20 protein-coding genes are annotated in these 23463 nt (G+C 45.7%); 16 read left to right on the forward strand and 4 right to left on the reverse strand.

The window, feature by feature from the left end; genetic code table 11:
- Position 1: 1 nt before the first annotated feature.
- The 7 genes from Q9R46_RS04360 to Q9R46_RS04390 all read left to right on the forward strand — a co-directional run bounded on the left by Q9R46_RS04360 (position 2) and on the right by Q9R46_RS04390 (position 8048).
- Positions 2 to 1462: a sensor histidine kinase gene (locus tag Q9R46_RS04360; protein ID WP_145412362.1), complete on the forward strand. Its 1461-nt coding sequence runs from the start codon at positions 2 to 4 to the stop codon at positions 1460 to 1462.
- Between the two features lie 69 nt (positions 1463 to 1531).
- The gene (locus Q9R46_RS04365) at positions 1532 to 2485 is read left to right on the forward strand and encodes a 4-hydroxy-3-methylbut-2-enyl diphosphate reductase (RefSeq protein ID WP_145332713.1); all 954 of its coding nucleotides are present in this window, start codon (positions 1532 to 1534) and stop codon (positions 2483 to 2485) included.
- A 291-nt stretch (positions 2486 to 2776) separates the two neighbouring features.
- The gene (gene aroF / locus Q9R46_RS04370) at positions 2777 to 3841 is read left to right on the forward strand and encodes a 3-deoxy-7-phosphoheptulonate synthase (protein ID WP_090919894.1); all 1065 of its coding nucleotides are present in this window, start codon (positions 2777 to 2779) and stop codon (positions 3839 to 3841) included.
- A 413-nt stretch (positions 3842 to 4254) separates the two neighbouring features.
- The gene (gene glnA, locus Q9R46_RS04375) at positions 4255 to 5679 is read left to right on the forward strand and encodes a type I glutamate--ammonia ligase (RefSeq protein ID WP_145329020.1); all 1425 of its coding nucleotides are present in this window, start codon (positions 4255 to 4257) and stop codon (positions 5677 to 5679) included.
- A gap of 236 nt (positions 5680 to 5915) precedes the next feature.
- Positions 5916 to 7004, forward strand: coding sequence for a 3-phosphoserine/phosphohydroxythreonine transaminase (serC, locus tag Q9R46_RS04380; protein WP_145329022.1), 1089 nt, complete (start codon positions 5916 to 5918; stop codon positions 7002 to 7004).
- A 163-nt stretch (positions 7005 to 7167) separates the two neighbouring features.
- Positions 7168 to 7632 (forward strand): tRNA (uridine(34)/cytosine(34)/5-carboxymethylaminomethyluridine(34)-2'-O)-methyltransferase TrmL, encoded by a 465-nt coding sequence (gene trmL / locus Q9R46_RS04385; protein WP_090919901.1) that lies wholly within the window; start codon positions 7168 to 7170, stop codon positions 7630 to 7632.
- Between the two features lie 170 nt (positions 7633 to 7802).
- On the forward strand, positions 7803 to 8048 hold the full coding sequence (locus tag Q9R46_RS04390; protein ID WP_090919903.1) for an AbrB/MazE/SpoVT family DNA-binding domain-containing protein: 246 nt from the start codon (positions 7803 to 7805) through the stop codon (positions 8046 to 8048).
- A gap of 136 nt (positions 8049 to 8184) precedes the next feature.
- Here Q9R46_RS04390 and Q9R46_RS04395 read toward each other — a convergent pair whose 3' ends face one another.
- Positions 8185 to 9105: a serine hydrolase domain-containing protein gene (locus Q9R46_RS04395; RefSeq protein ID WP_311279097.1), complete on the reverse strand. Its 921-nt coding sequence runs from the start codon at positions 9103 to 9105 to the stop codon at positions 8185 to 8187.
- Between the two features lie 473 nt (positions 9106 to 9578).
- Between Q9R46_RS04395 and Q9R46_RS04400 the strand changes: the two genes are divergently transcribed.
- The 6 genes from Q9R46_RS04400 (at position 9579) to Q9R46_RS04425 (ending at position 17316) form a co-directional block, all read left to right on the forward strand.
- Complete coding sequence (locus tag Q9R46_RS04400; RefSeq protein WP_311279098.1) at positions 9579 to 10343, forward strand: alpha/beta hydrolase; 765 nt, start codon at positions 9579 to 9581, stop codon at positions 10341 to 10343.
- A gap of 11 nt (positions 10344 to 10354) precedes the next feature.
- Positions 10355 to 11314, forward strand: coding sequence for an ABC transporter permease (locus tag Q9R46_RS04405; RefSeq protein WP_090919910.1), 960 nt, complete (start codon positions 10355 to 10357; stop codon positions 11312 to 11314).
- Positions 11315 to 11332: 18 nt separating this feature from the next.
- On the forward strand, positions 11333 to 12232 hold the full coding sequence (locus tag Q9R46_RS04410) for a carbohydrate ABC transporter permease (RefSeq protein WP_145329030.1): 900 nt from the start codon (positions 11333 to 11335) through the stop codon (positions 12230 to 12232).
- 57 nt (positions 12233 to 12289) lie between these two features.
- On the forward strand, positions 12290 to 13894 hold the full coding sequence (locus Q9R46_RS04415) for a type 2 periplasmic-binding domain-containing protein (RefSeq protein WP_145329032.1): 1605 nt from the start codon (positions 12290 to 12292) through the stop codon (positions 13892 to 13894).
- A gap of 153 nt (positions 13895 to 14047) precedes the next feature.
- Complete coding sequence (locus Q9R46_RS04420; RefSeq protein WP_311280945.1) at positions 14048 to 16195, forward strand: glycoside hydrolase family 3 N-terminal domain-containing protein; 2148 nt, start codon at positions 14048 to 14050, stop codon at positions 16193 to 16195.
- 98 nt (positions 16196 to 16293) lie between these two features.
- A complete protein-coding gene (locus Q9R46_RS04425) occupies positions 16294 to 17316 on the forward strand; it encodes a LacI family DNA-binding transcriptional regulator (RefSeq protein WP_311279099.1) in 1023 nt (340 codons plus the stop codon).
- 337 nt (positions 17317 to 17653) lie between these two features.
- Here the strand turns inward: Q9R46_RS04425 and Q9R46_RS04430 are convergent, their stop codons facing one another.
- Positions 17654 to 18718: a phosphodiester glycosidase family protein gene (locus tag Q9R46_RS04430; RefSeq protein ID WP_311279100.1), complete on the reverse strand. Its 1065-nt coding sequence runs from the start codon at positions 18716 to 18718 to the stop codon at positions 17654 to 17656.
- The gene (locus Q9R46_RS04435) at positions 18715 to 19125 is read right to left on the reverse strand and encodes a hypothetical protein (protein WP_253495856.1); all 411 of its coding nucleotides are present in this window, start codon (positions 19123 to 19125) and stop codon (positions 18715 to 18717) included. Before Q9R46_RS04435 ends, Q9R46_RS04430 begins: the two co-directional genes overlap by 4 nt.
- A gap of 431 nt (positions 19126 to 19556) precedes the next feature.
- Here Q9R46_RS04435 and Q9R46_RS04440 point away from each other — a divergent pair, with 431 nt between their 5' ends.
- The 3 genes from Q9R46_RS04440 to Q9R46_RS04450 all read left to right on the forward strand — a co-directional run bounded on the left by Q9R46_RS04440 (position 19557) and on the right by Q9R46_RS04450 (position 22433).
- Positions 19557 to 20213, forward strand: coding sequence for a response regulator (locus Q9R46_RS04440; protein ID WP_311279101.1), 657 nt, complete (start codon positions 19557 to 19559; stop codon positions 20211 to 20213).
- 180 nt (positions 20214 to 20393) lie between these two features.
- Positions 20394 to 21617 carry an aminotransferase-like domain-containing protein gene (locus tag Q9R46_RS04445; RefSeq protein ID WP_311279102.1) on the forward strand — a complete coding sequence of 408 codons (1224 nt, stop codon included), beginning with the start codon at positions 20394 to 20396 and terminating at the stop codon, positions 21615 to 21617.
- A 123-nt stretch (positions 21618 to 21740) separates the two neighbouring features.
- A complete protein-coding gene (locus Q9R46_RS04450) occupies positions 21741 to 22433 on the forward strand; it encodes an FMN-dependent NADH-azoreductase (protein WP_397351705.1) in 693 nt (230 codons plus the stop codon).
- 86 nt (positions 22434 to 22519) lie between these two features.
- Here Q9R46_RS04450 and Q9R46_RS04455 read toward each other — a convergent pair whose 3' ends face one another.
- Positions 22520 to 23392 carry a DUF2161 domain-containing phosphodiesterase gene (locus Q9R46_RS04455; RefSeq protein WP_311279103.1) on the reverse strand — a complete coding sequence of 291 codons (873 nt, stop codon included), beginning with the start codon at positions 23390 to 23392 and terminating at the stop codon, positions 22520 to 22522.
- Between the last annotated feature and the right edge of the window lie 71 nt (positions 23393 to 23463).

Raw genomic sequence — 23463 nt, forward strand, 5'->3', positions numbered from 1 at the left:
CATGTCCATTCGGTTAAGACTAACCGCATGGTATTCGGGAATTCTGGCAGCCGTGCTGATCTTTTGGGGTGTGGTCATTTATGCTTTTGTGTATTTTAATACCTACAACGAAGTAGAACAGCAGTTAAGGGAAAAGAGTTTGAAGATTACCCAGCAGATCGGAGTTAATCCGTTATCACAGACGCTTGACCTGGAGCTTTTTGCAGAGAGTCAGCTTCAAGAAGCTCAAATCTATATTCAGTTGGTAGATTATCAGAGTGGATCGTACATGCGCTCGGACAATTTAGTTAAATCCAGAATTTCTTTTCCGATTGCTAAGATTCACAATATACGTGAGGAAATAGGGATTACTAAAATGGTCGTGGAGGGCATTCCTTTTCTCGTTAATCAGCAAGCGTTATCTCTCCAGGGAACGAACGAGATCAGAGGACTGTTACAAGTAGGGGCTAATGTCAGTTCACAGGAGCGTTTGCTCGAGGCATTGCGTAATATCCTGGTATTTGGATGGCTTGTAGCTATGGCGCTTGCGATTACATCGGGTTTGATTCTTGCCCGCAAGTCTATGCGTCCATTGGTTACTGTTATTGACGCGGCTAATCAGATACAGTCCGGTGACGATCTCAGTGTCCGTATCCAGTATTCGGGGCCGAAGGATGAGATTGGCCGTCTGATCGAAACGGTGAATAACATGCTGGAGCGTACCGAGTTGTCCTTCCGCGGCCTAGAGGAGACCAACGCGGCACAGCGGCGTTTCGTATCCGATGCTTCCCATGAGTTGCGGACACCGCTGACTACGATTCGGGGGAATGTCGATTTCCTGAAGAAGCTGTGGAATCAAGAAGGGAATGAGCGTCCGAATCTGGATGAAGAAACGATCAAGCAGATGTCTCTCGAAGCGATTGAGGATATGGCTGATGAAGGCAAACGTATGAGCCGTCTGATCAGCGACATGTTATCGCTTGCCAGAGCGGATACAGGTCAGAAAATTGAGCTTAATCCCATTCCACTGCAGATTCTGGTGCAGGAAGTGGCACGCCGGGCCCAATTCCTGGACCGACAGGCCGACTGGATTCCAGAGGATCTGTCGATTTTGAACGGCATCTACGTGAATGGAAGCAAAGATTATCTTCAACAAGTCTTGTTTATTTTTATCGAAAATGCCTTTAAATACACCCCGGAGGGTTCGGTTACGCTGGATGCTCTGTTATACAAAGGACAGGTCGGATTACGGATCAGCGATACAGGGATCGGTATGGAACGGGATCAGGTACCGTTTATTTTTGACCGTTTCTACCGTGCAGACGAATCCCGCGGAGCGACGCCAGGCATCGGACTAGGATTATCCATTGCCAAATGGATCATTGAGGAGCATAACGGGTCGGTTGAAGTGGTAACGAGACGCGGAGAAGGAACCACTTTTATCATCTGGTTGCCTGTAGTCTTTGCCCCGCCTATCGAATAAAGGTATAATAGGATGAAGACTGCAATTACATCGGCCCATACAGCCGAAAAGAAAGCGGGTGGCAACCAAGTGGAAGTACTGCGAATTTCGCCGCGGGGATATTGTTACGGAGTTGTAGATGCCATGGTGCTTGCACGTCAGGCGGCACGCAACCTGGATTTACCACGGCCTATTTATATATTAGGTATGATTGTGCATAACAAACATGTGACAGATTCTTTTGAAGATGAGGGCATTATTACACTGGACGGTCCTAATCGGATGGAGATTTTGAATCAGGTGGAGAGTGGCACGATCATTTTTACGGCTCACGGTGTCTCGCCGGAGGTACGTAAGCTGGCTCGGGAGAAAGGTCTGACTACGGTGGATGCAACATGTCCAGATGTGACGAAGACTCATGATCTGATTCGGGAGAAGACGGCTGAAGGTTATGATATTATCTACATCGGTAAGAAAAATCACCCGGAACCGGAAGGTGCGATTGGTGTTGCACCAGACCGTGTTCATCTGATTGAGAAAGAAGAAGAAATTGAAGGCTTGCGTGTGCCTGCGGGGAAAATTTTGATTACCAATCAGACGACAATGAGTCAATGGGACATCAAACACATCATGAGCCGGTTGCTGGAGAAATTCCCGGGTGCTGAAATTCATAACGAAATATGTCTCGCTACGCAAGTACGTCAAGAAGCGGTAGCAGAGCAAGCCGGGCAGGCCGATCTTGTTATTGTTGTAGGCGATCCACGCAGCAATAACTCCAATCGTTTGGCACAAGTGTCCGAGGAGATTGCGGGCGTGACGGCATATCGTGTATCGGACGTATCTGAAATTCAACAAGATTGGTTGAAAGGTGTGCAGAAAGTGGCTGTGACGTCAGGCGCCTCAACACCAACACCAATTACCAAGGAAGTTATTCAATATCTGGAGCAGTACGAGCATGATCAGCCGGAAACGTGGGAAATCAAACGTACCGTTAATATGAGCAAGCTATTGCCTCCGGTTCGGGAGAAGACACGTACCACATAGTTACAAAAGTGAATAGGAAACATCCTGCTGTGCAGATCCTCGTTTCATTTGGATGTGATTTAGCAGGATGTTTTTTTGTCCATACATTTTATATTTATTTGTAGATAGTACCGGATATAGTGATCACTTCTTGACGATAGGAAGAAACTGTGTTATATTTACTTTAGTGATTAAAAGCTTAAAAGCGAACAAGCGTTTAAGCGTGACAGAATTTTTTTGATACGGACTAGAAGAAAATCAGACGCACGATATAATCGAGTGCTCTTATACAAGGAAGGATGGGACAATTTTATGATCGTAATCGCAGGCAAAGCTACCTCGGAGGACCAAATTCAAGATATCGTTAGTGTGATTGAAAAGGAAGGGTTGCAAGCACATGTGTCCCGTGGAGAGGATCGCACCATCATTGGATTAATTGGTAAAGTTGAACCTAAAATGCAAGAACACTTGCGCCAAATGAAGGGCGTCGAGAACGTGGTGAAGATTTCGAAATCTTATAAATTAGCAAGTCGTGACTTCCATCCAGAAGATACCGTAATTTCGATCAAAGGTGTAGATATCGGCGGGAAAGAGCTTGTCGTTATGGGCGGACCTTGTGCGGTTGAATCTGCAGCACAGATTGATGAAATTGCCGGACTTGTGAAAGCTGCGGGTGGTCAAGTTCTTCGTGGTGGTGCCTTTAAACCACGTACAGGACCGTATAGCTTCCAGGGAACAGGTGTAGAAGGTCTGATCATGATGGCGGAAGCGGGCCAGAAGCATAATCTATTGACGATTACCGAAGTCATGACGCCTGAATACGTAGATATTTGTGCAGAGTATGCGGATATTCTGCAGGTGGGTACACGTAACATGCAGAACTTCGACTTGTTGCGCAAGTTAGGTGAGTGCGGCAAACCGGTATTGTTGAAGCGCGGATTCAGTGCGACATACGATGAATTGCTTAATGCGGCGGAGTACATCCTCGCTGGTGGCAATCCGAATGTGATGTTATGTGAACGTGGTATCCGTACGTTTGAACAATACACTCGTAATACACTGGATCTTTCAGCAATCCCTGTCTTGCAGTCTCTGAGCCATCTGCCAGTTATCTCTGACCCAAGCCATGGCACAGGACGCCGTGAACTGGTGGAACCAATGACCAAAGCCTCGGTAGCCGCAGGAGCTAACGGCTTGATCATTGAGATGCACACAGATCCTGATAACTCTATGACTGGAGATGGAGTGCAGTCTCTGTTCCCTGACCAGTTTGCAAACTTGTTACAAGATCTGGAGAAACTAGCTCCGATTGTGGGAAAAACATTTAACACAGCTAAACAGCCTGCTGCATTTTTCCCGGCACGTGTAGGCGTATAATTAACACGGCTATATAGATTTAAAGAGTCAAAACCGGACTTCTGTTCAGATTTGTTCCTTGTGAACAATTTGGGTAGATGTCCGGTTTTTCGTCTATTTTGCGTAGATGAACATATTTATTAATCAAAGGTGATAAGAAACATTTATGATGTCATGTTTTTCCATGATTTAGGGTATTTTCAGGGTTGCTTTACCGCATTAAATCGTTCAAATGCAAATGATTTACGTTGTTATATGAATTTTTTAATCTTACAAAGTGTAAGTATACCTGACATGCTCGCAAAAAATACCTTACATAAGTATTGACGATGTTATGTTTCAGAATTTATAATGACGACAGAAAAAAATTCGAATATATAGACATTTTCTTCGTGGGGTTGTTTAATGTTCGGAATATTTGGGAGGACGAATACATGTCGGTTGAAAACGTATTGAAATCAATTCAAGAGAACAACATCGAGTGGGTAGATTTTCGTTTTGTAGATTTGGCTGGTCGTGCGCATCATATCTCTTTGCCAGCTTCGGCTGTTGATGCAGACACGTTCGTAAATGGAGTAGCGTTTGATGGTTCTTCTATCCAAGGTTTCCGCGGTATTGAAGAGTCCGATATGGTTATGATGCCTGACCCTGAAGCGACTTATGTCGATCCGTTCACTGCACACCCTACATTGAATGTTATGTGTGACATTTTCACTCCGGATGGCGAGCGTTATGAGCGTGACCCACGCAGTATCGCGGTTAAAGCTGAAGCTTTCCTGAAAGAAAGCGGCGTAGGTACTGCAGCGTTCTTCGCACCAGAGTCCGAGTTCTTCATCTTTGACGATGTTCGTTATGAGAGCGGCACGAACAGCTCTTCTTACTTCGTTGATTCCGAAGAAGCAGCATGGAACACAAACCGCAAAGAAGAAGGCGGCAACCTGGGCTTTAAAGTTCGCACTAAAGGTGGATATGTTCCAGTAGCTCCAGTGGATACGCAACAAGATATCCGCAGCGAAATGTGTCGTTTGTTGGAAGAAGCTGGTTTGTCCATCGAGCGTCATCACCATGAAGTAGCGACTGCGGGTCAAGCTGAGATCAACTTCCGTTTTGATACGTTGAAGAAAACAGCAGATAACCTGCTTGTATACAAATACATCGTGCACAATACGGCACGTCAATATGGCAAAGTAGCAACATTCATGCCAAAACCATTGTTTGGTGATAACGGAAGCGGAATGCACGTTCACCAATCGATCTTCGACGGAGATTCCCCATTGTTCTATGACAAAGGCGGTTATGCTAACCTGAGCGAAATGGCTCTGCACTACATCGGAGGTATCCTGTACCACGCTCCAGCACTGATTGCTTTGACGAACCCGAGCACGAACTCGTTCAAACGTCTGGTTCCTGGTTATGAAGCACCGGTTAACTTGGTATACTCCAAAGGTAACCGTTCCGCAGCTGTACGTATCCCGGTAGCGGCTGTAACGCCTAAAGGCTGTCGTATCGAATTCCGTACACCGGACTCCACAGCTAACCCATACTTGGCATTCTCTGCAATGTTGATGGCTGGTCTGGACGGAATCAAACGCAAAATCAACCCAACTGAGCTTGGATATGGTCCGCTGGACAAAAACATCTATGACCTGTCTGATGCAGACAAAGAAAATATCCGCAGTGTGCCGGCTTCCCTCGAAGAAGCACTTGATGCACTTGCAGCTGACAATGAGTTCTTGACTGAAGGCGGCGTGTTCACTAAAGAATTCATCGATAACTACATCAACCTCAAACGCGATGAAGCTAAAGCTGTTGCGATCCGCATTCATCCTCATGAGTACAGCCTCTACTTCGACTGCTAATCGGTTGGAGTCAGAACGAAATTGTTCCAATTCAAAGCCTCCGGGATGCGCTCTCGGAGGCTTTTCCTTGAAACAAACAGTGCAGTGCTTTAACTTTTTAGGGTGATAAAGGAATTTGATTGCTTAGAATGTAGTTTTCAGTGCATATTCCCCTTGAAGCAGTCAGGGAATACTGATATCATAGCGATAATATTTACTTCATATGTCAGTTAAGGATGGAAAGGGCGGGGGATTTTTTGACAAAGAGAGCGTATAACTTTAATGCAGGACCAGCGGCGCTGCCACTAGAAGTATTGGAGCGTGCTCAGGCGGAATTTGTAGATTTTCGTAATACAGGCATGTCGATTATGGAGATGTCTCACCGTGGGGCCGTGTACGAGTCCGTACATAATGAAGCTCAGGAGCGCTTATTGTCATTGCTGGGCAATCCAAAAGGCTATAAAGTCCTTTTCCTGCAAGGCGGTGCAAGCACACAGTTTGCAATGCTGCCGATGAATCTGCTTGGGGCGGGTCAAACTGCTGGTTACATTATGACAGGCAGCTGGGCCAAAAAGGCTCTGTCTGAAGCGAAGCTGATTGGAGAGACACAAATTGTAGCTTCTTCAGAATCCGATAAATTCATGAAATTACCGGATGTTTCGAATCTGAGTTTGCCTGAACGTACGGCTTATGTTCATATCACCTCAAACGAAACAATTGAAGGTACACAATTCAAAGCTTTCCCTGATACCGGATCGGTACCACTCATTGCAGATATGTCCAGTGATATTTTCTGTAAACCGTTTGATCTGAATCAGTTTGGCATGATCTATGCAGGTGCACAGAAAAACCTCGGACCTTCCGGAATTACAGTTGTCATCGCGCGAGAGGAACTGGTGAGTGAATCACCGAAGACAATTCCGACGATGTTCCGTTACAGCACTCATGTAGATAACAATTCCCTGTACAATACACCGCCATCCTTCTCGGTATATATGGTGAACGAAGTGTTGAAATGGATTGAGGAACAAGGCGGTCTGGCTGGTGTGGAACAAAAAAATATCAAAAAAGCGGAGCTACTCTACAACACGATTGATTCCTCGAATGATTTCTATCGTGGTTGCGTTGCATCAGAAGACCGCTCGTTGATGAATGTGACGTTCAGACTCGCTTCTGAGGAACTGGAGAAGAAATTCATTAAAGCTTCCGAGCAGGAAGGTTTTGTAGGTCTGAAGGGACATCGTAGCGTAGGGGGACTTCGTGCCTCCATCTACAATGCTGCACCATATGAGAGTGTTAAGGCACTTACCGACTTTATGAACCACTTCCAACAGGCAAACGGATAATCCTAAGAAAAGAACGCATGACCAAATATGGCAGAAGTGAAGCTTCGATAAGCTGTCTTACTGTTGTGGCAAAGCCTTCCGCATTGACGTGTGGAGGGCTTTTCTTTAAAATTAGAGGATTGTTGTATACATGAACATGAAATAAAAAGGAGATCAAACACATATGGCTTTACACATCGTCCTGGTTGAACCAGAGATTCCGGCTAATACGGGCAATATATCGCGGACTTGTGCGGCGACCGGTACCCATTTACATCTCGTGCGTCCTTTAGGATTTCGGACAGATGATGCAACCTTAAAACGTGCTGGGTTGGACTACTGGCATGCCGTTCATATTGAATACCATGATTCTTTTGACGAGGTTCAGCAGAAGTATCCGAACGGACGTTTTTTCTACGCAACAACGAAAGCGAAAAACCGATATTCCGATTTCGAATTTCAGGATGGAGATTTTCTTGTATTCGGTAAAGAAACGAAAGGGCTCCCGCCTGAATTAATTGCTGCTAATCCAGAAACATGTATGAAGATGCCGATGAGCGGTGATGTTCGTTCATTAAACCTTTCCAATTCTGCAGCAATTATTGTATATGAAGCGCTGCGTCAGCTAAATTTTCCAGGGCTGGATTAGTGAAAATGCGTCTGAAAAGGCGGTTAGAATTCGCTAAAAAAACATTTTTCAAAAAAAAGGACAAAAAATGTTTATTTCCAGCAGGATTCGACAAAATTTTGGCGAATCTTTAGATATAGTACTAATGTACCTAGAAATTCAGAGTAAGATAGGAGAGGTGTGCCGTAGCTATGAAGCCAGCTGGAGTAGTTCGCAAAGTTGACCAATTGGGTAGGATCGTATTGCCTAAATCTTTGCGCAAAAGGTATCAAATGAATGAAGGAGATCCTGTAGAAATTTTAGTTCAAGGGGATCACATTATCTTGGAAAGATACCGTCCGAAATGTATTTTCTGCGGATCAATGGAAGATGTCAATGACTTTAAAGAGCGTTACATATGCGCACAATGCTTAGAAGAAATGACTCAGCTTTCATAAAAACAAGCAAAAAACACTATGGAGCATACAAACTCCATGGTGTTTTGTTTTTTTTATGGTTAACGTTGATAAGATGACACAGTGACTTGGAAGCTCGTTCTTCCACCCAGTGTCTATGTAAGCTAACAAATCATCATTAGTTCAACTCATTTAGCGCTGGCAAAATCTGATCCCATACAGCGTTCAGGATGCCTTGCATATTCTCCTCTTCACTGTTGATACTGATGACAGCCTCTTGGGAAGGCAAGACAATGCAGAATTGACCATAAGCTCCATCTGCTCGGTAAGCATCATGCGAACACATCCAGAACTGATAACCATAGCCTTTTCCCCAATCTCCATCGCCATTCGTTTCGATCTGCTTACGCGTAACGACTCTAATCCAATCTGCTGGAACGAGCTGTTTGCCGTTCCAGCGACCTTCCTGAAGTAGAAACTGTCCAAATCGGCTTAGTTCTTCATTACTCAGCCAAAGACCCGCACATCCGAGGGTAATTCCGAGTGGAGAAGTCTCCCATTGGATGTCAACCATGCCTAGTGGTTCAAAAAGACGTGGAATGAGGTAATCTTTTACTGTCAGACCAATAGCCTCTTGCAACATGGCCGAAATCATAAATGTATCGCCGCTACTGTATGTGAAATGTTCTCCTGGCAATCGATCCAATGATAAAGACATATAGTGTTTGGCCCAGTCCTTTTCCTCTAAAGAAGCGCGTTCGTCAGCCCAGAGAGGCGGGGAATCGTGGCCTGATGACATGCGAAGCAGATCCCGCAATGTGAGCTCTCGTGGAGAGGGCAGTTGTGATGGATTTTGCTGTGTTTGGTCATAAGGGAAGTAATCGCCCAATGTATTATCTAACTGAATAAGTCCTTCTTCAACGGCAAGTCCAACCGCCATACAGGTAAAGGATTTACTTATAGAATGTTGCACGCGCCTGCGATCTCCGTCCGAATGCCATTCATCCAGAAGTCGCCCGTTTTGTAGTAGACGTACCGAGTGCACAAGAAGCTTCTCTTCTGTGATTGTGTCAATAAATCCTTTAAGTTGTTCGGCCATGATAACCCTCCAGTTTCAAGCGTTTACCTGAATAAATTCAGTCTGGTGAAACGTTTCCGTAATCTGATTGCAAAATTAGAACTCATGTTAGTATATTCTTGGTTTGATGTCAATTCTGGTGTAATAATGATTGATTAAATCTGAAAATACTCGATATAAAAGTGCCTTTTGGATCAAAATTGGAACAATCAGGTCACTTTTTTGATAAAAAAACGCGAAAATTGTAAAAAGGTTATTGACAGGGTTTAGTCAACGGGATTATGATTTATTCGAAACGATTCGAAGAAATCGCTTCCAAGTAAAATGTTGATATTTAAACTCCAAGTAAATCAGTATTGATTGTTTTTGAAACGATTCGAGAGAATCGTTTCGATAACCAAAGGGTGAGCATGTTGGGGGAAGTAGCAGCACGCAAAGAAAGAGAAAAAGCAAACCGCAGTTAAAAGCAACAAAGATGAAAGGGGTTACGATCAATGGCGCATATTACGATCGAAACCGGATCGCCCACATTATGCATGAATACAAGCATACACGTGGTATCCAGTGACTCCGGAGAGACTTCAGGCGGTATACTATATCTGCTTCACGGGGCAGGAGACAACGCGAGTACCTGGCAACGTCTGACCACCATTGAGATGTATGCAGCCCAGTATGGTTGCACCGTCATCATGCCTGAAGCGAATCGCAGTTACTACACGGATATGGAATACGGCCTGAATTACTTCCACTACATCACGAAGGAACTGCCTGAACTATGTGAAAGGCTACTGAAGCTGAATTCTGACCCAGCCAAAACATATGTTGCCGGTTTGTCCATGGGCGGATATGGAGCGTTGAAATGCGGTCTGACCTATCCTGAGCAGTACAGCAAAGTGGCGTCTTTATCCGGTGTAACGAATATTCAGGCGCGGCTTCGTGATCCTCATATGCCGGAAGGCATGATCAAGGAAATGAAAGCGGTTTTTGGGGAACGGTTACAGGTAAAGGCTGATCAGGATATTTACGCATTGTCAGCCAGACTGCTGGAGCAGGGAGGAGCCTTGCCGAAGATATTGAGTTGTTGCGGGGACCATGATCCTTTCGTGGACATGAATCGGGACTACGCCGAGTATATGCAGGGAACTGCATTTGATTTTCGGTATGTAGAAACACCTGGCACGCATGAATGGCGATTTTGGGAACAGCATCTGAAAACGATGTTTGATTTTCTTTACAACGACAACACCATAGTAGAGTGAGGAGATGCAAATTGAAACCTGCAGCCGAAGGACCTAACAAAAAGCTGAAGGCAAACATGAGAGGCAAGTCGCTTTGGACTGAAATCTGGAAACACAGAATGACGTACACCCTGCTTATTCCGGGGATGGTCTGGTTGATCCTGTTTGCCTATATGCCGATGGGCGGCCTGTCACTGGCGTTCAAAGACTACAAGGCTAACCTTGGAATCTGGGGAAGTCCGTGGAGCGGATTTGAAAACTTCAAATACGTCTTCCGTGATCCGACCTTTATTGATGCCGTATGGCGGACGCTTTACATTAACATTTTGAAGCTGATTATTCAGTTCCCGTTCCCGATCATTCTCGCACTGTTGTTGAATGAGTTGCGGATGCGCAGAGGGAAGAAGTGGTTCCAGACCGTCCTGACATTCCCGCACTTCCTATCCTGGATCATCGTATCCGGCGTAGTCATCAACGTGCTTGCCTATGACGGACTAGTGAACAGTGCACTTGGATTACTTGGTTTGCCGACGATTAATTTCCTGGGTTCGGAATCCAACTTTGTTCCGATGTTACTGCTGACTGACATCTGGAAATCGAGCGGCTGGGGCGCAATTATCTTCCTGGCAGCAATCTCCGGTATCGATCAGGATCAATATGAATCTGCCCAGATCGATGGGGCATCCCGGATGCAGCAGATGTTCCGCATTACGCTGCCAAACATTATGCCAACGATCACGGTTATGTTTATTTTGTCGGTGGGTGGATTGATGTCCTCCGGTTTCGACCAGATCTTCAACTTGGCGAACGCCGCAACGAAAAATGTATCTGAAGTACTCGATGTATATATCTATCGGATTACGTTCCAGTCATCAACCGACTTTTCATTCTCGACAGCGGTCAGCTTGTTCCGTTCCCTGGTGAATATGGCGCTGTTGCTTCTGGCCGACAGATTTGCCAAGTGGCTTGGTGGAGACGGTTTATTCCGATAAGAGAGGAGGAGAAGTGAGATGAGCAAAGCTGGAAGAAAACCTAAGATTGGCACCGAACGAATGACCTTTCTGGATTACATGATATTCGCCGTTTTATTGGTACTTGCACTGATGATTCTGATTCCGTTCTGGAATGTCATTATGATCTCGTTTGCAACCCAAAAAGAGTATGCTGAGAATCCGTTCCTGATGTTCCCGAAAGAGTTCACGCTGGATTCATATAAAGCACTGTTCGCTGATGGAAGCATCCTGTCGGGTTACAAAAATACATTGATCTTGCTGGTTATTGGTCTACCGCTCAGCTTGTTCCTGACAACAAGCATGGCTTACGGCCTGAGCCGCGGCAATTTCCCATTTAAAAAGTTTCTCTTTTTCCTGGTACTGTTCACCATGATCTTTAACGGAGGTATCGTTCCTCTGTATCTGATTATGAAATCACTGCATCTGACAGGCACGTTATGGTCCGTCATTCTGGCAGGAAGTTTCAGTGCCTTTAACATGATTCTGATGATGAACTACTTCTATACCTTGCCTGAATCGCTGATGGAATCCGCGAGACTTGATGGTGCAGGGGAGTGGAGAATTTTATTCTCCGTCGTTCTTCCGCTGGCAACGCCGATTATGGCAACCATTACACTCTTCTACGGGGTAGCCTACTGGAACAGCTGGTATGATGCGATGATCTTCCTGCGAAAAGCAGATCAGTTACCACTGCAAAACGTGCTAAGGAACATCATTGTAACGTCCACAACGAATGCATCCAATGCATCCAGTGTGGATGCAGTAAAACTGAGCAGCTTCTCTATGGGTATGAAAATGGCCGCAGTATTTGTAACTATGGTACCGATTATGTGTTTCTTCCCAATGCTGCAAAAGCACTTTGCCAAAGGGGTATTAACAGGGGCTATCAAGACCTGATATACACATAGGATTTCAATGCACAAGAAATTCGACTAAAAACATGGGGGTAAAAGCATGAAAACGGGCAAAAAGTTGTCAGTCAAATCGTTATTTGCGATCACACTCTGTCTCTTGATGTTGGTAGTATCCGCTTGTTCCAACAGCAGCAAAGGCTCAGATGGTGGGAACGAAAAGGATGCGGAAGGAAATTACAAAGATAACCTGACCATTTCCGTAGCGAATCTGACCGAAGTGAAAAACGGAAACATGGACAATGAGTTCCACAAATTCTGGGAAGACAAGTTCAACATCAAATGGGATTACAACTACATCGACTGGGATTCATGGGGTGAGAAGCTTCGCCTGTGGATTAACTCTGGTGACCTGCCGGATGTAGCCGTATGGAACTATGTACACGGCGATGCCATCAACAACATTGATCAAGGCTTGTTCTACAAGTTCCCGGATGATTGGAAAGAAAGATGGCCTAACGTTGCTGCGGCTTACAAGCTGACAGGTCTTGGCGACAAGCTGGAAGAATTGACAGGCGGTACGTATGTGCTTCCTAGACCTATTTATTTCGAAAACAAACCAGCTGATCCGCTGACCAACCAAATCGGTGTTATCGCTCTTCGTAAAGACTGGGCAAAAGCGGTTGGGTTTGAACTGAAAGATGCATACACAACTTCCGAATTGAATCAGTTTGCTGAACTGGTAAAAGAAAAAGACCCGGGTAAGGTGGGTAATAAACTGGTGCCATTGTCTTACAATGCTGCCGATGCAATGACAAACATGATCATGCCGAATAGTGTGCATGCGATGACAGACGTTCCTTTCTACAAAGGTGAAGATGGTAAGTTCCATTGGGGCCCGGCAGAACAGGAAACACTGACAGGTTTGAAATTGATGCAAAAAGCGTACAAGGATGGGTTGCTCAACCCAGAGTTCTACACTTGGAAAAACAATGAAGGACAAAACAACTTCAAAGTAACAGGTACCGCGGCTGTAACCAGTCTTGGTGGACTGGCTTCTTACAGACAAGGCCTGGATTCTGATATGAGAAAGAACCTTGGCGTTAACAGTGATGATCTTGTTCATACAGCGATCGTTCTTGGCGATGACGGTAAATACCGCAATATGGAGCAAGCGAACTTCTGGTCTGCTCTGATTTTCAACCCGAACATTAGTGATGAGAAATTCGAACGTATCATGGACTTGATTGACTATTCCGCAACCAAAGAAGGACAATTGCTGATCAACATGGGCTTCGAAGGCAAGGACTGGAAATACGATGACAACAAAGAGTTGGTAAACTTGTTGCCTGAAGGAACAACGCTGGAAGATAAGTATCCTGCGCGTTTCGAAGGACTGTACCTTCTGGGAGATGACTTCAGTGTCGTAAACCCTGCAATCAAAAAAGATTATCGTGACAGAGCAGTGGAACTGTTCCAAGAGAAAGCAAAACTAGGCACTGAAAGTAAATCACTTGCACCATACGACTGGGATGTTAACCTGTATGATTCCAAAGCGAAGAGTCAAGCATCTTTTGATTATCAAAACGAATATGCCAACTTGATCCTCAAAGGCGGAGACTTGGAAGCGAACTGGAAAGAGTGGGTTAACAGCAAAATGTCTCTGGTTCAGCCTTATCTTGACGAATTGAACGAAAAGTTCAAGTAAATGTAATGAAATGAAGAACAACATGGGGATGGCAGGAGCGTTCTGTCTCTCCGTGCGATTGAACCCGGTGCGCGGTCTCTCCCCGAACGCAGCCGGGTTCTTTCTTTCAATTAAAAGGTAGTGGAGGATGGTTACGTGAATAATCAGCAGTTGATGGATTTAGTGAATCAGATGACGCTGGAGGAGAAAGTGGCACAGCTGTTACAGCTGACTGCCAACTTCTATGAAGGAACAGATACGCAGGGTCAGATTACAGGACCGATGGAAGAGATGGGCATTACAGAGCAATCCGTGAGAGCGAGCGGCTCCATTCTTGGCTTATCCGGTGCCCAAGCGATTATGGATGTGCAGCAGGCTTATTTGAAAAAAAGCCGTCTCGGCATCCCGCTATTATTTATGGCAGACGTGGTGCATGGTTTTAAAACGATCTTCCCGATCCCGCTGGCCATTGGCTGTTCATGGGATCTGGAACTCGCGGAGAAAAGTGCCGAGATTGCTGCGCGTGAATCCGCAGTATCCGGTTTACATGTCACTTTTGCACCGATGGTCGATCTGGTTCGTGATCCGCGCTGGGGGCGTGTGATGGAAACAACGGGTGAAGACCCGTATCTAAACAGTTTATTTGCTGCTGCTTTTGTGCGTGGTTACCAGGGAGACAGCCTGACGGATGAGCTGGATCGTCTTGCAGCCTGTGTAAAACACTTTGCCGCGTATGGTGCAGCGGAGGGTGGGCGTGATTACAATACGGTAGATATGTCAGAGCGTCAGCTCCGTGAATATTATCTGCCGGCATATAAGGCGGCACTGGATGCTGGTGTGGAGATGGTAATGACTTCATTCAATACCGTTGATGGTATTCCGGCCAGCGGGAATGAGAAGTTAATGCGTAATATTTTGCGTGACGAATGGGGCTTTGATGGCGTGCTGATCTCGGACTGGGCTTCCATTCGTGAGATGATTGCCCATGGTACGGCCGAGGATGACCGGGAGGCGGCATATCGTGCGATTCGTGCGGGTGTAGATATGGAGATGATGACGCCATGTTACGTCAACCATTTGCCTGAACTGGTTCAAAAGGGTGAAGTGCAAGAGCACCTTGTGGATGAAGCGGTTTTGCGCATTTTGCAGCTCAAAGACAAGCTGGGTCTGTTCGATAACCCGTTCCGAGCTGCTGATCCGGAGCGTGAGCGCGAGATTGTTTTCTCCAAGGAACATCGCGAGGTATCACGAGAACTTGCTGCAAAGTCTGCGGTGCTGCTCAAAAATGACGGACAAGTCCTTCCGCTACAACCTGATGCTAGAGTTGCATTGATTGGACCTTTCGCTCAAAGCGAAGACATCCTCGGCTGGTGGTCTTGTGAAGGTGTCAAATCGGATGCGGTGAAGCTGGGAACAGCGTTGCAGGAGCGTCTACCGCAGGGTCAGGTTCTCTTGGCTCAGGGCTGTGATGTGCATACCATCACGGATGAGCAGATTGCCGTAGCGCTGGAAGCAGCAAGCCAGTCTGATATCATCGTGCTTGCACTGGGCGAAGCTTCCGAGATGAGTGGAGAAGGCGGCTCGCGGACAGATATTCGTTTGCCGGAAGCGCAATTACAGTTGGTAAAGGCGCTCAAGGCGGCAGGCAAACCGATCGCCAGTGTTATTTTCAATGGACGTCCACTTGATCTGAATGGGGTTATTAGCGAATCAGATGCTGTACTTGAAGCCTGGTTCCCCGGAAGCGAAGGGGGAGCAGCGATCGCGGATATTCTCACAGGAGCAGTGAATCCGTCCGCTCGACTTACCATGTCCTTCCCGCAATCGGTTGGCCAAGTTCCGGTATATTACAACCATTTCAATACAGGTCGCCCAATCAACCCGGATAATACCGAGAATCGTTATGTTTCCCAATATATTGACAGTCCGAATGAACCGCTGTTCCCGTTTGGATACGGTCTTTCCTATACGTCATTTGCTTATGGAGAGGTTGAAGTGTCGGGACAGGAGATGACAGCAAACGATTCTCTGACGGTTCAGGTGAGTGTAACCAATACAGGGGATCGTGCTGGTGTAGAGACTGTGCAACTATACGTTCGGGATGTAAGCGGCGAAGTGGTTCGTCCGATGCGTGAGTTGAAAGATTATGTGAAACTATCCCTTGCACCGGGGGAAACGGGTACGGCTACATTTACATTAAATGAAGAACAATTGCGTTATCATCATGCTGATCTCAGCTATCGCAGTGATCGTGGAGAGTTTCGTGTGATGGTTGGACCAAACAGCAGAGATACTCAGAGCCAAACATTCAGACTTGTCTGAATCGTTTTATGCTGTAACGAGAAGTCCATTACTTCTTATTTTAAGTTCAGGCCTTTCATTAGGAAAGGCCTGATCAACATAACAGAGGGGCGAAGAATATGGTCAGTATCAAGGATATCGCCAAAAAGGCGGGAGTTTCCATCTCGACCGTATCGTACGCGCTGAATGGAAGCAATAAAGTGACCGATGAGACCCGTTCTAAAATTTTGGTCATCGCCAAAGAGCTGAACTATGTTCCCAACGCGGCTGCCAGAACATTGAAAAAGAGAGAGTCACGAATTCTAGGTGTATTTCTCGCGGACTTCAGCGGTGATGTATACGGAGATTTGTTAACGGGGATGAAAGCAATATGTAATGCCCAAGGATATGATCTTATTGTCTGCAGCGGTAAACAGTCTCATCGGATGTTGCCTGAGCGAATGATTGACGGGGCGATTATTCTCGATCATACGTTTTCAAGTGAGGAACTTATGCAGTACGCTGACCGAGGACATAAAATTGTAGTGCTGGACCGTGAGTTGAAACATCCTAATATAAATCAGGTACTGCTTGATAACAAGGCTGGGGCCACACTGGCGATGGAATATTTGATTGAACACGGGCACAAAAAGATCTACGTGGTTACAGGTCCAGAAGGTTCGTTTGACTCTGTACAAAGGTTGAAGGCTGTAAGACAGGTTGCGGAGCGTCAGGCGGATGTGGAATGGATTGAAATCGTGGGAGATTTCGAGAAAAGCGGTGGGGAACGAGCTGCAGATCACATTATTCAGACGTATGCCGGACCGGCAGCTGTGTTTTGTCTTAATGATGAGATGGCTATCGGTTTATGTGATCGTCTTGCAGATAGTGAACTTGAGATTGGCAAACAGATTGATGTCATTGGCTTCGATCATATTGAACTTACCAACTACGTGCAACCCAAACTGGCAAGTATCGATTATTCAAAACGAAAGTGGGGGGCGCTTGCAGCTGAACAGTTAATTAAAATTATAGCTGGAGAACCTGTTGATCACGAGCGTATATATGTCACGTTGGTGGAAGGGGAGTCCGTAACCGGACCTAATTCGGCCCAAGTCAGGTTGCCCATGCCAAATGCTAACGAACGTGCAGTCAGCTATTAAACAAGCTTTTCGTGTCACCGCGGAGAGTTGTCAGGGAAAATCAATTGTTATAGCAAAAGACAAGCTTTGGAGGGAGAGAACGTCCTTTTAAAACTTGTCTTTTGGTGTATACAGAAATATGAAAAAAGCCTCTCCGAAGAGAGGCTTGCCTTACAATTACAGGCCTTTTGTTTTGTCTTGGTTGTAGGATGAAGTGAGGATGCCTGTGATGAATAGGGTTAATACAACTGCAATAATCCAGAATGTCAGTGAAAACGACATACACTTCGCACCTCCTGCACAAGCTCATTTACTTCTATTATAACCATATTCCTTAGAAAAGGAATGCCCTGTCCCATCATTTGTAAAATAAAAAGTGGGTAGGCACAGGTCTCAGATTGCCATCCGAAGGGTTATTGATAACCCGGTTATTCAGAATTAGCGATGAGGAACCACCGCCGTCGAGATTATAAGCGTCTACTACGCCAAGCTTAAGCAATCGGCCTTGCATCTCTTCGAGGGTGGCACCTGAGCTCCCGCTCTCGTTATAACCATCGACAACCATAATCAGTAATTGATCATCTTTGTAGTTACCAATGACGGTTCGTGGAGCACGCTTCGGCGACACCTTCCATTTGTCTGGAATAATCGTTTTCTGTCCATTTTTCATAAGGATGGGTACAAATGTCGCTCCAAATTGCGGGTGTAGGCGATCCAGGGAGCTTTTATCGAAAAACTTCCCTCCCACCAGTTTACCAGCATCGTTTAGCCCGACAAAGAACAGGTCTTTGAAGCTAGCCTGAAAACCGTTGATATACTTCCCATCCATGACGGTAGTGCTGAGTGGGTAGCGCTTGCCGCCGCTATCAGCAAATCCGCCAGCATTAATCCCGGCAATCGCTCCGCTCCGTTTCACGGCCTGCATTGTCGTTTCTGATCGCCCTAACTCACTATTTAAGGCCATCTTCATCGCATTCGGATCTTTCAGCTTGATCTTCATGGCATATCCCTTGTATGTGCCTGGATTTACCCGATACAGTTCAATGGTGATCCGATCACTGTCTACACGATCGAAAGGAACGCCAAGTTTGGACGTAATACGCTTATTGTAGATGGTTTCCGGACGGGCGGCTTGAACTTTAGCCTTTTGTACAATGGTAGACATCGTACTGGTCGTTTTATTGTAAAGCAGGGTCGTTCTTTTAATAGAAGAAGAAGTTTGCACAGCAGCCTCTTTTGCTCCTGCAAGTTCCTTACTGATTGTTTGGGTCTGAGAGGTTACCTGATCTTCTGGCAAGCTTGTAGGAATGATAGGTCCTACTTCTAATTCTGGACGAAATAGCAACAAACATATGATCAATCCTATAAAAGGAGCGAGTGCAAGCATAAAAAAACGATTAACCTGTTTCACGGGTGTAATCATTTGAGCAAGTCCATCTTTTTCTGGAGAGCTTCCAGTTGTTTCTTCACTTCGCTCAATTGCGTATACAACTTGTTGCTATTGTCTGTTTTGTTGCTTGCATTGTCCTTGGTGAACGTTAACAGTTCATTGAAGGACTGAACCTGTCCTTGCAATGCTGCAACTTCTGAAGAAATCGTTGTTAGTTGCTTTTCATAATCGTTTTTCAAAGCGTCAATCTGATGCTCGGTATGGACCTGAAGCTGGTTGATCATCTGTTGCTGGAGGTGGTTACTATAATAGTAGGTTCCAGTGACTCCTAGTGCAATGAGAACAATCCACATGACCAGAAACCATTTAACGGATGATCTGATCTTGCCTTTGGCGCTCCGGGTGTGATGGATGTCAGAAGACGGGTCGGATAGTTTCATAACATCACTCCTGGTTCGATATATTAGATTAAAAAATTCCAATCCTCATTCTACCATGCTGCTATTGATTACGCAAAAATGAAATTCTTTAAATAATAGATCAAAAAGAGATTGCATCGGAAGGAAGTCCTAGGATACAATTTCTTATAGATGCAATAAGTAGGAACTTTGGGCAGGTTTTTCGACTTTTTTAGATAGAAATGCAGGAATTTTATACTAGGTTTTGATCATTTCATGTATGGAATGGGGCCCATCTTGCCTTTTCTACAGTAGAATACAGTCAGAAAACAGAGTTTTTGAGCGCTGAGTCCTGTATTTTCCTTTTATTCGACATAATCCGACTTTAGCTTCATCTATACTCGGACTGTCGCATAAAGGATATAGATGGAAAACAGAAGTCAATTGCCCAATACATAACAGGGGGAACCACAATGAAAAAAGTATGGCAGGTGGTCATCATAGATATCCACCCCACCAGCATGCTGGGAACAAAGTTAATCTTGGAAGAGCAGCAGGATCTGACGGTACGTGGTATGACTTCGACCGGAACGGAGGGTCTTGAACTGGTGAGCATGCACAAGCCTGATTTGATTCTCATGGATTATCGTCTGCCAGAAGGGCAGGCGGATCAGTACATCGCTCAAATCAAAGAGCTATCGAATGAGACACATATTATTATTCTGACAGATGAAGATAACGTAAAGTTGTTTCGTTACCTGATGAGCCTTGGTGCAAGCGGCATGTTATCCAAACAGGCTTCGCCAAGCCAATTGATTCATCTGATCTCCGGACTAAGGGAAGGCTACGTTTCAATACCAATGTCTTGGTTAAACAGTGAGGATTGGGGGCAACCCGCCGATTCACAGTCTGAAGAAGGTATAATTGAACTAACCGAGACAGAGACTTTTATTATGGAAAGAATTGTTCAAGGGGTAACCTATGATAAAATAGCGAGTGAGATCAATGTGAGTAGGCGCTCGATAGACAATTACTTGCGTAAAATCTATGTGAAGCTGGAAGTGAGCAGTAGAGCACAGGCCATCGAACGTTATGCCTTGTATGCAAGGCAATCCAAGACAGTGTCTTAATTATTGTCTCCGCTGGTCCTAGCAGGTCAAAATAAAATTGGTCCTAGAGGTCAAAGTCAGATTGCCTCACTTCATGCGATAATTCAGGTATTCGTTCAGTTATATTTGGTACCCAGTCGGAATAGGTTGTAGGGCGGCTGCGAGAACAGTTTCGGATTAGGGATGAAGGGGGATCTATCCATGAAATATTTCTTTGCTTCCCGTACCAACAGGCTTTTGTCTTCACCACTGAGGGATATACGTGAGATGTCTGGCAAGGAGTATTTCATTTCTCTCGCTGAAGAATTGCCCGCGGAGGAACTGTTTCCTTTTAAACTTTTGGAGGAAGCGGCGTTGTCCGTATTTAGTTCAGGACCTTCTGCATTGCAGTATGGTGAGCCAGGTGGTTATGCTCCATTAAGAGAATGGTTGAATAATGATTGGAATAAGCGCAAGGGTATCCGGACGGTCTCCAGTCAGATTTTGCTGACTACAGGCACCCAACAGGCAATCGATCTCGTGATGCGTCTGTTACTGGAGCCGGGAGACTCGGTACTTGTTGAACATCCGACTTCTCCTGGTTGTCTTGAAGTACTCGAAATGCAAGGAGCCACAATTGTACCTGTTATGGGAGATCAGGATGGCATTTTACCAGATTTATTGGAACAGCACATGCAGCAGGTGAGACCGAAGCTGCTTTTTGCTGCACCCAGCTTTTCCAATCCCACGGGAATCTTGTGGAGCTTGGAACGACGAGAAGCTGTTCTTGATCTGTGCGCGCGTTACGGCGTGTTGCTTGTTGAGGATGATTCCTATGGTGAGTTGCATTTTGACGGTTTGGAGCCGGCTACCTTCTATCGGAAATATCCTTCACTCTTCGCATTGGACACTGCAGATCAAGGTGGACATGTCCTCTACATCGGGTCCTTCAGCAAAACAGTTGCACCTGCACTTCGCACAGGGTGGGCTGCGGGACATCCATCGCTGATTCAGGCCATGGCCTCCGTCAAACGAATAGCGGATGGACAATCCAGTCCAATGAATCAGCGGCTACTGTACCAGTTGCTGGCTCAGTCACCTTTTCGATGGAGCGATCACCTATCCATGCTGAACAGGGAATATAAAACAAGACTTAAATTAATGCTTGAGTTGTTGAAGAGACCTGGCTGGAAAGGATGTAGCTATAATATTCCTCAGGGTGGAATGTATTTATGGGTACAGTTGCCGGAAGGACTGAACAGCGAGGCGCTGCTTAAGGCAGCTTTATCGAAGGGCGTATCTTTTCTGCCCGGAACGTTATGCTCCACAGGAACACTTGATCAACAATATATTCGGTTAAACTTCAGCCGTCCCGGCCGGGATGAATTGTTGCTTGGCATGAATTTAATTAATGAAGCCATCTCAGAATTTACCGCCCGTAGCTAAAGGTAGAGCGATTTCATCCAGAGAATTTCAGATTAGTTTACAAATCATCTAGATTACCTTATTGCATCCACTAACATTTTTATATATAATATGAATTAATGAGTGGTCGACTTCTTAATTACGATGCAACAACGGTTGCGAGTCCGGGGTACACACTCATACATTTTAATCATTGGGGGAAATTTTAACATGTCTAACGTTCTTTTTATTAAAGCTAATGACCGCCCTGCGGATCAAGCAGTTAGTGTTCAATTGTACGATGCATTCCTGAGCGCATACAAAGAGTCCCACCCAGGTGATACCATCACTGAGCTGGACCTCTACAATACAGATCTTCCTTACTACGGCAACACTGTAATCACTGGTGGTTACAAAGCAGCTAACGGTATCGAAGCAACTCCAGAAGAGCAAAAAGCAGCAACACTGGCTGCACAATTGCAAGATCAATTCCTGGCAGCTGATAAAGTGGTATTTGCATTCCCACTGTGGAACTTCACTGTTCCAGCACCGTTGGTTAACTACATCTCTTACCTGAGCCAAGCAGGCAAAATGTTTAAATACACTGCTGAAGGCCCAGTAGGTCTTGTAGGCGACAAAAAAGTAGCATTGCTTAACGCACGTGGTAGCGTATATTCCGTAGAGCCTATGGCATCTGCTGAAATGTCCGTTCGTTATGTAACGAACGTACTTGGCTTCTGGGGCATCCAAAACCCTGAGGTTGTCGTTGTAGAAGGTCACAATGCTTCTCCTGATCGTTCCCAAGAGATCGTGGAAGCTGGCTTGAAATTGGCTAAAGAAGTTGCAGCAAGCTTCTAATCCGTTTCAATATGGAAAACGCCCGTCTCTCCGGAAGGAGATAACGGGCGTTTTTTTATGTTTTTTGGCGAGCGAGAGCTTCCTAGCTATTTGGCTGGATCAAGGAGATAACGTTCAGCGACTTCGGCAACCTGGACAAGATCTTCCTGCGCCACATCCTTGGATTCAGTGGAGTTCACATGGATTGTCTTGATTAGATCATAATCAGTCCATGTGTCTGCCTCCCCGGCCGTCAGTTCCTGATCTTGCATCATAAGTGCATGTTCGGTTAATGCCTCCATCCCCTTGATGGTGAGCATATATTTTCCTCGGGACACACGTTCAAACCAGCCGTAATAGTTTTTCTGCAAGATGGCTGATGCTGTGCCTACACCTGTCTGACGGGCAAGTACCGCAGGTGAAGATTCACCACTGGACCTCAGCGCAGCGGCGACACGGATGGCCTTTTCCCGATAAGCCGTCATGAGCTTTCGGCCTGTACTCCCCCCTGTATTATAGTCTCCGCTCCGTTCATCAAATTCCTTCAGCAAGCGCTGGCGTCGTATCCCGCTCTTACGGGCTACCGGGATTGATCTGCCAGCACCGGATATGACAGAGGGTTCGCATAATACGTCAATCAGAGGCGCTTTGGTTTTGTAAAAGGTGACCGTCAATAGCCCCAGACCTAGCTGACTGCACAGTGCTGATAGCTCGCTCCAGCGCTGATTCACCGCTCCGCGTTTACTTCGGTTTCGCTCCACAGCCAGATATACGAGCGGGCTGAGTTTTAGGCGTTGCATGCCTTGCAGTAGCAAAGACAGGTTAAACGTTTTTTTCATCTCCACAATAAGGGGATCCGTCTCATTAGCCTTGATGCCGACGAGGTCGCAGTGCTTAACCTCTGCCTTGATATCGAAGCCGCGCTGTTCAAAAAAAGTTTTGACAGGGGAATACAGCTCTGTTTCATATTGTACAGCCATGCTCTCCGCTCCTCTCCCGAAGTTCTTTGCCTGCCTTCGCTTGCGTTGTCCGGTTTCCTTCATTAGAACCT

Source organism: Paenibacillus sp. RRE4 (assembly GCF_031844205.1).
Classification (GTDB): domain Bacteria; phylum Bacillota; class Bacilli; order Paenibacillales; family Paenibacillaceae; genus Paenibacillus; species Paenibacillus xylanexedens_B.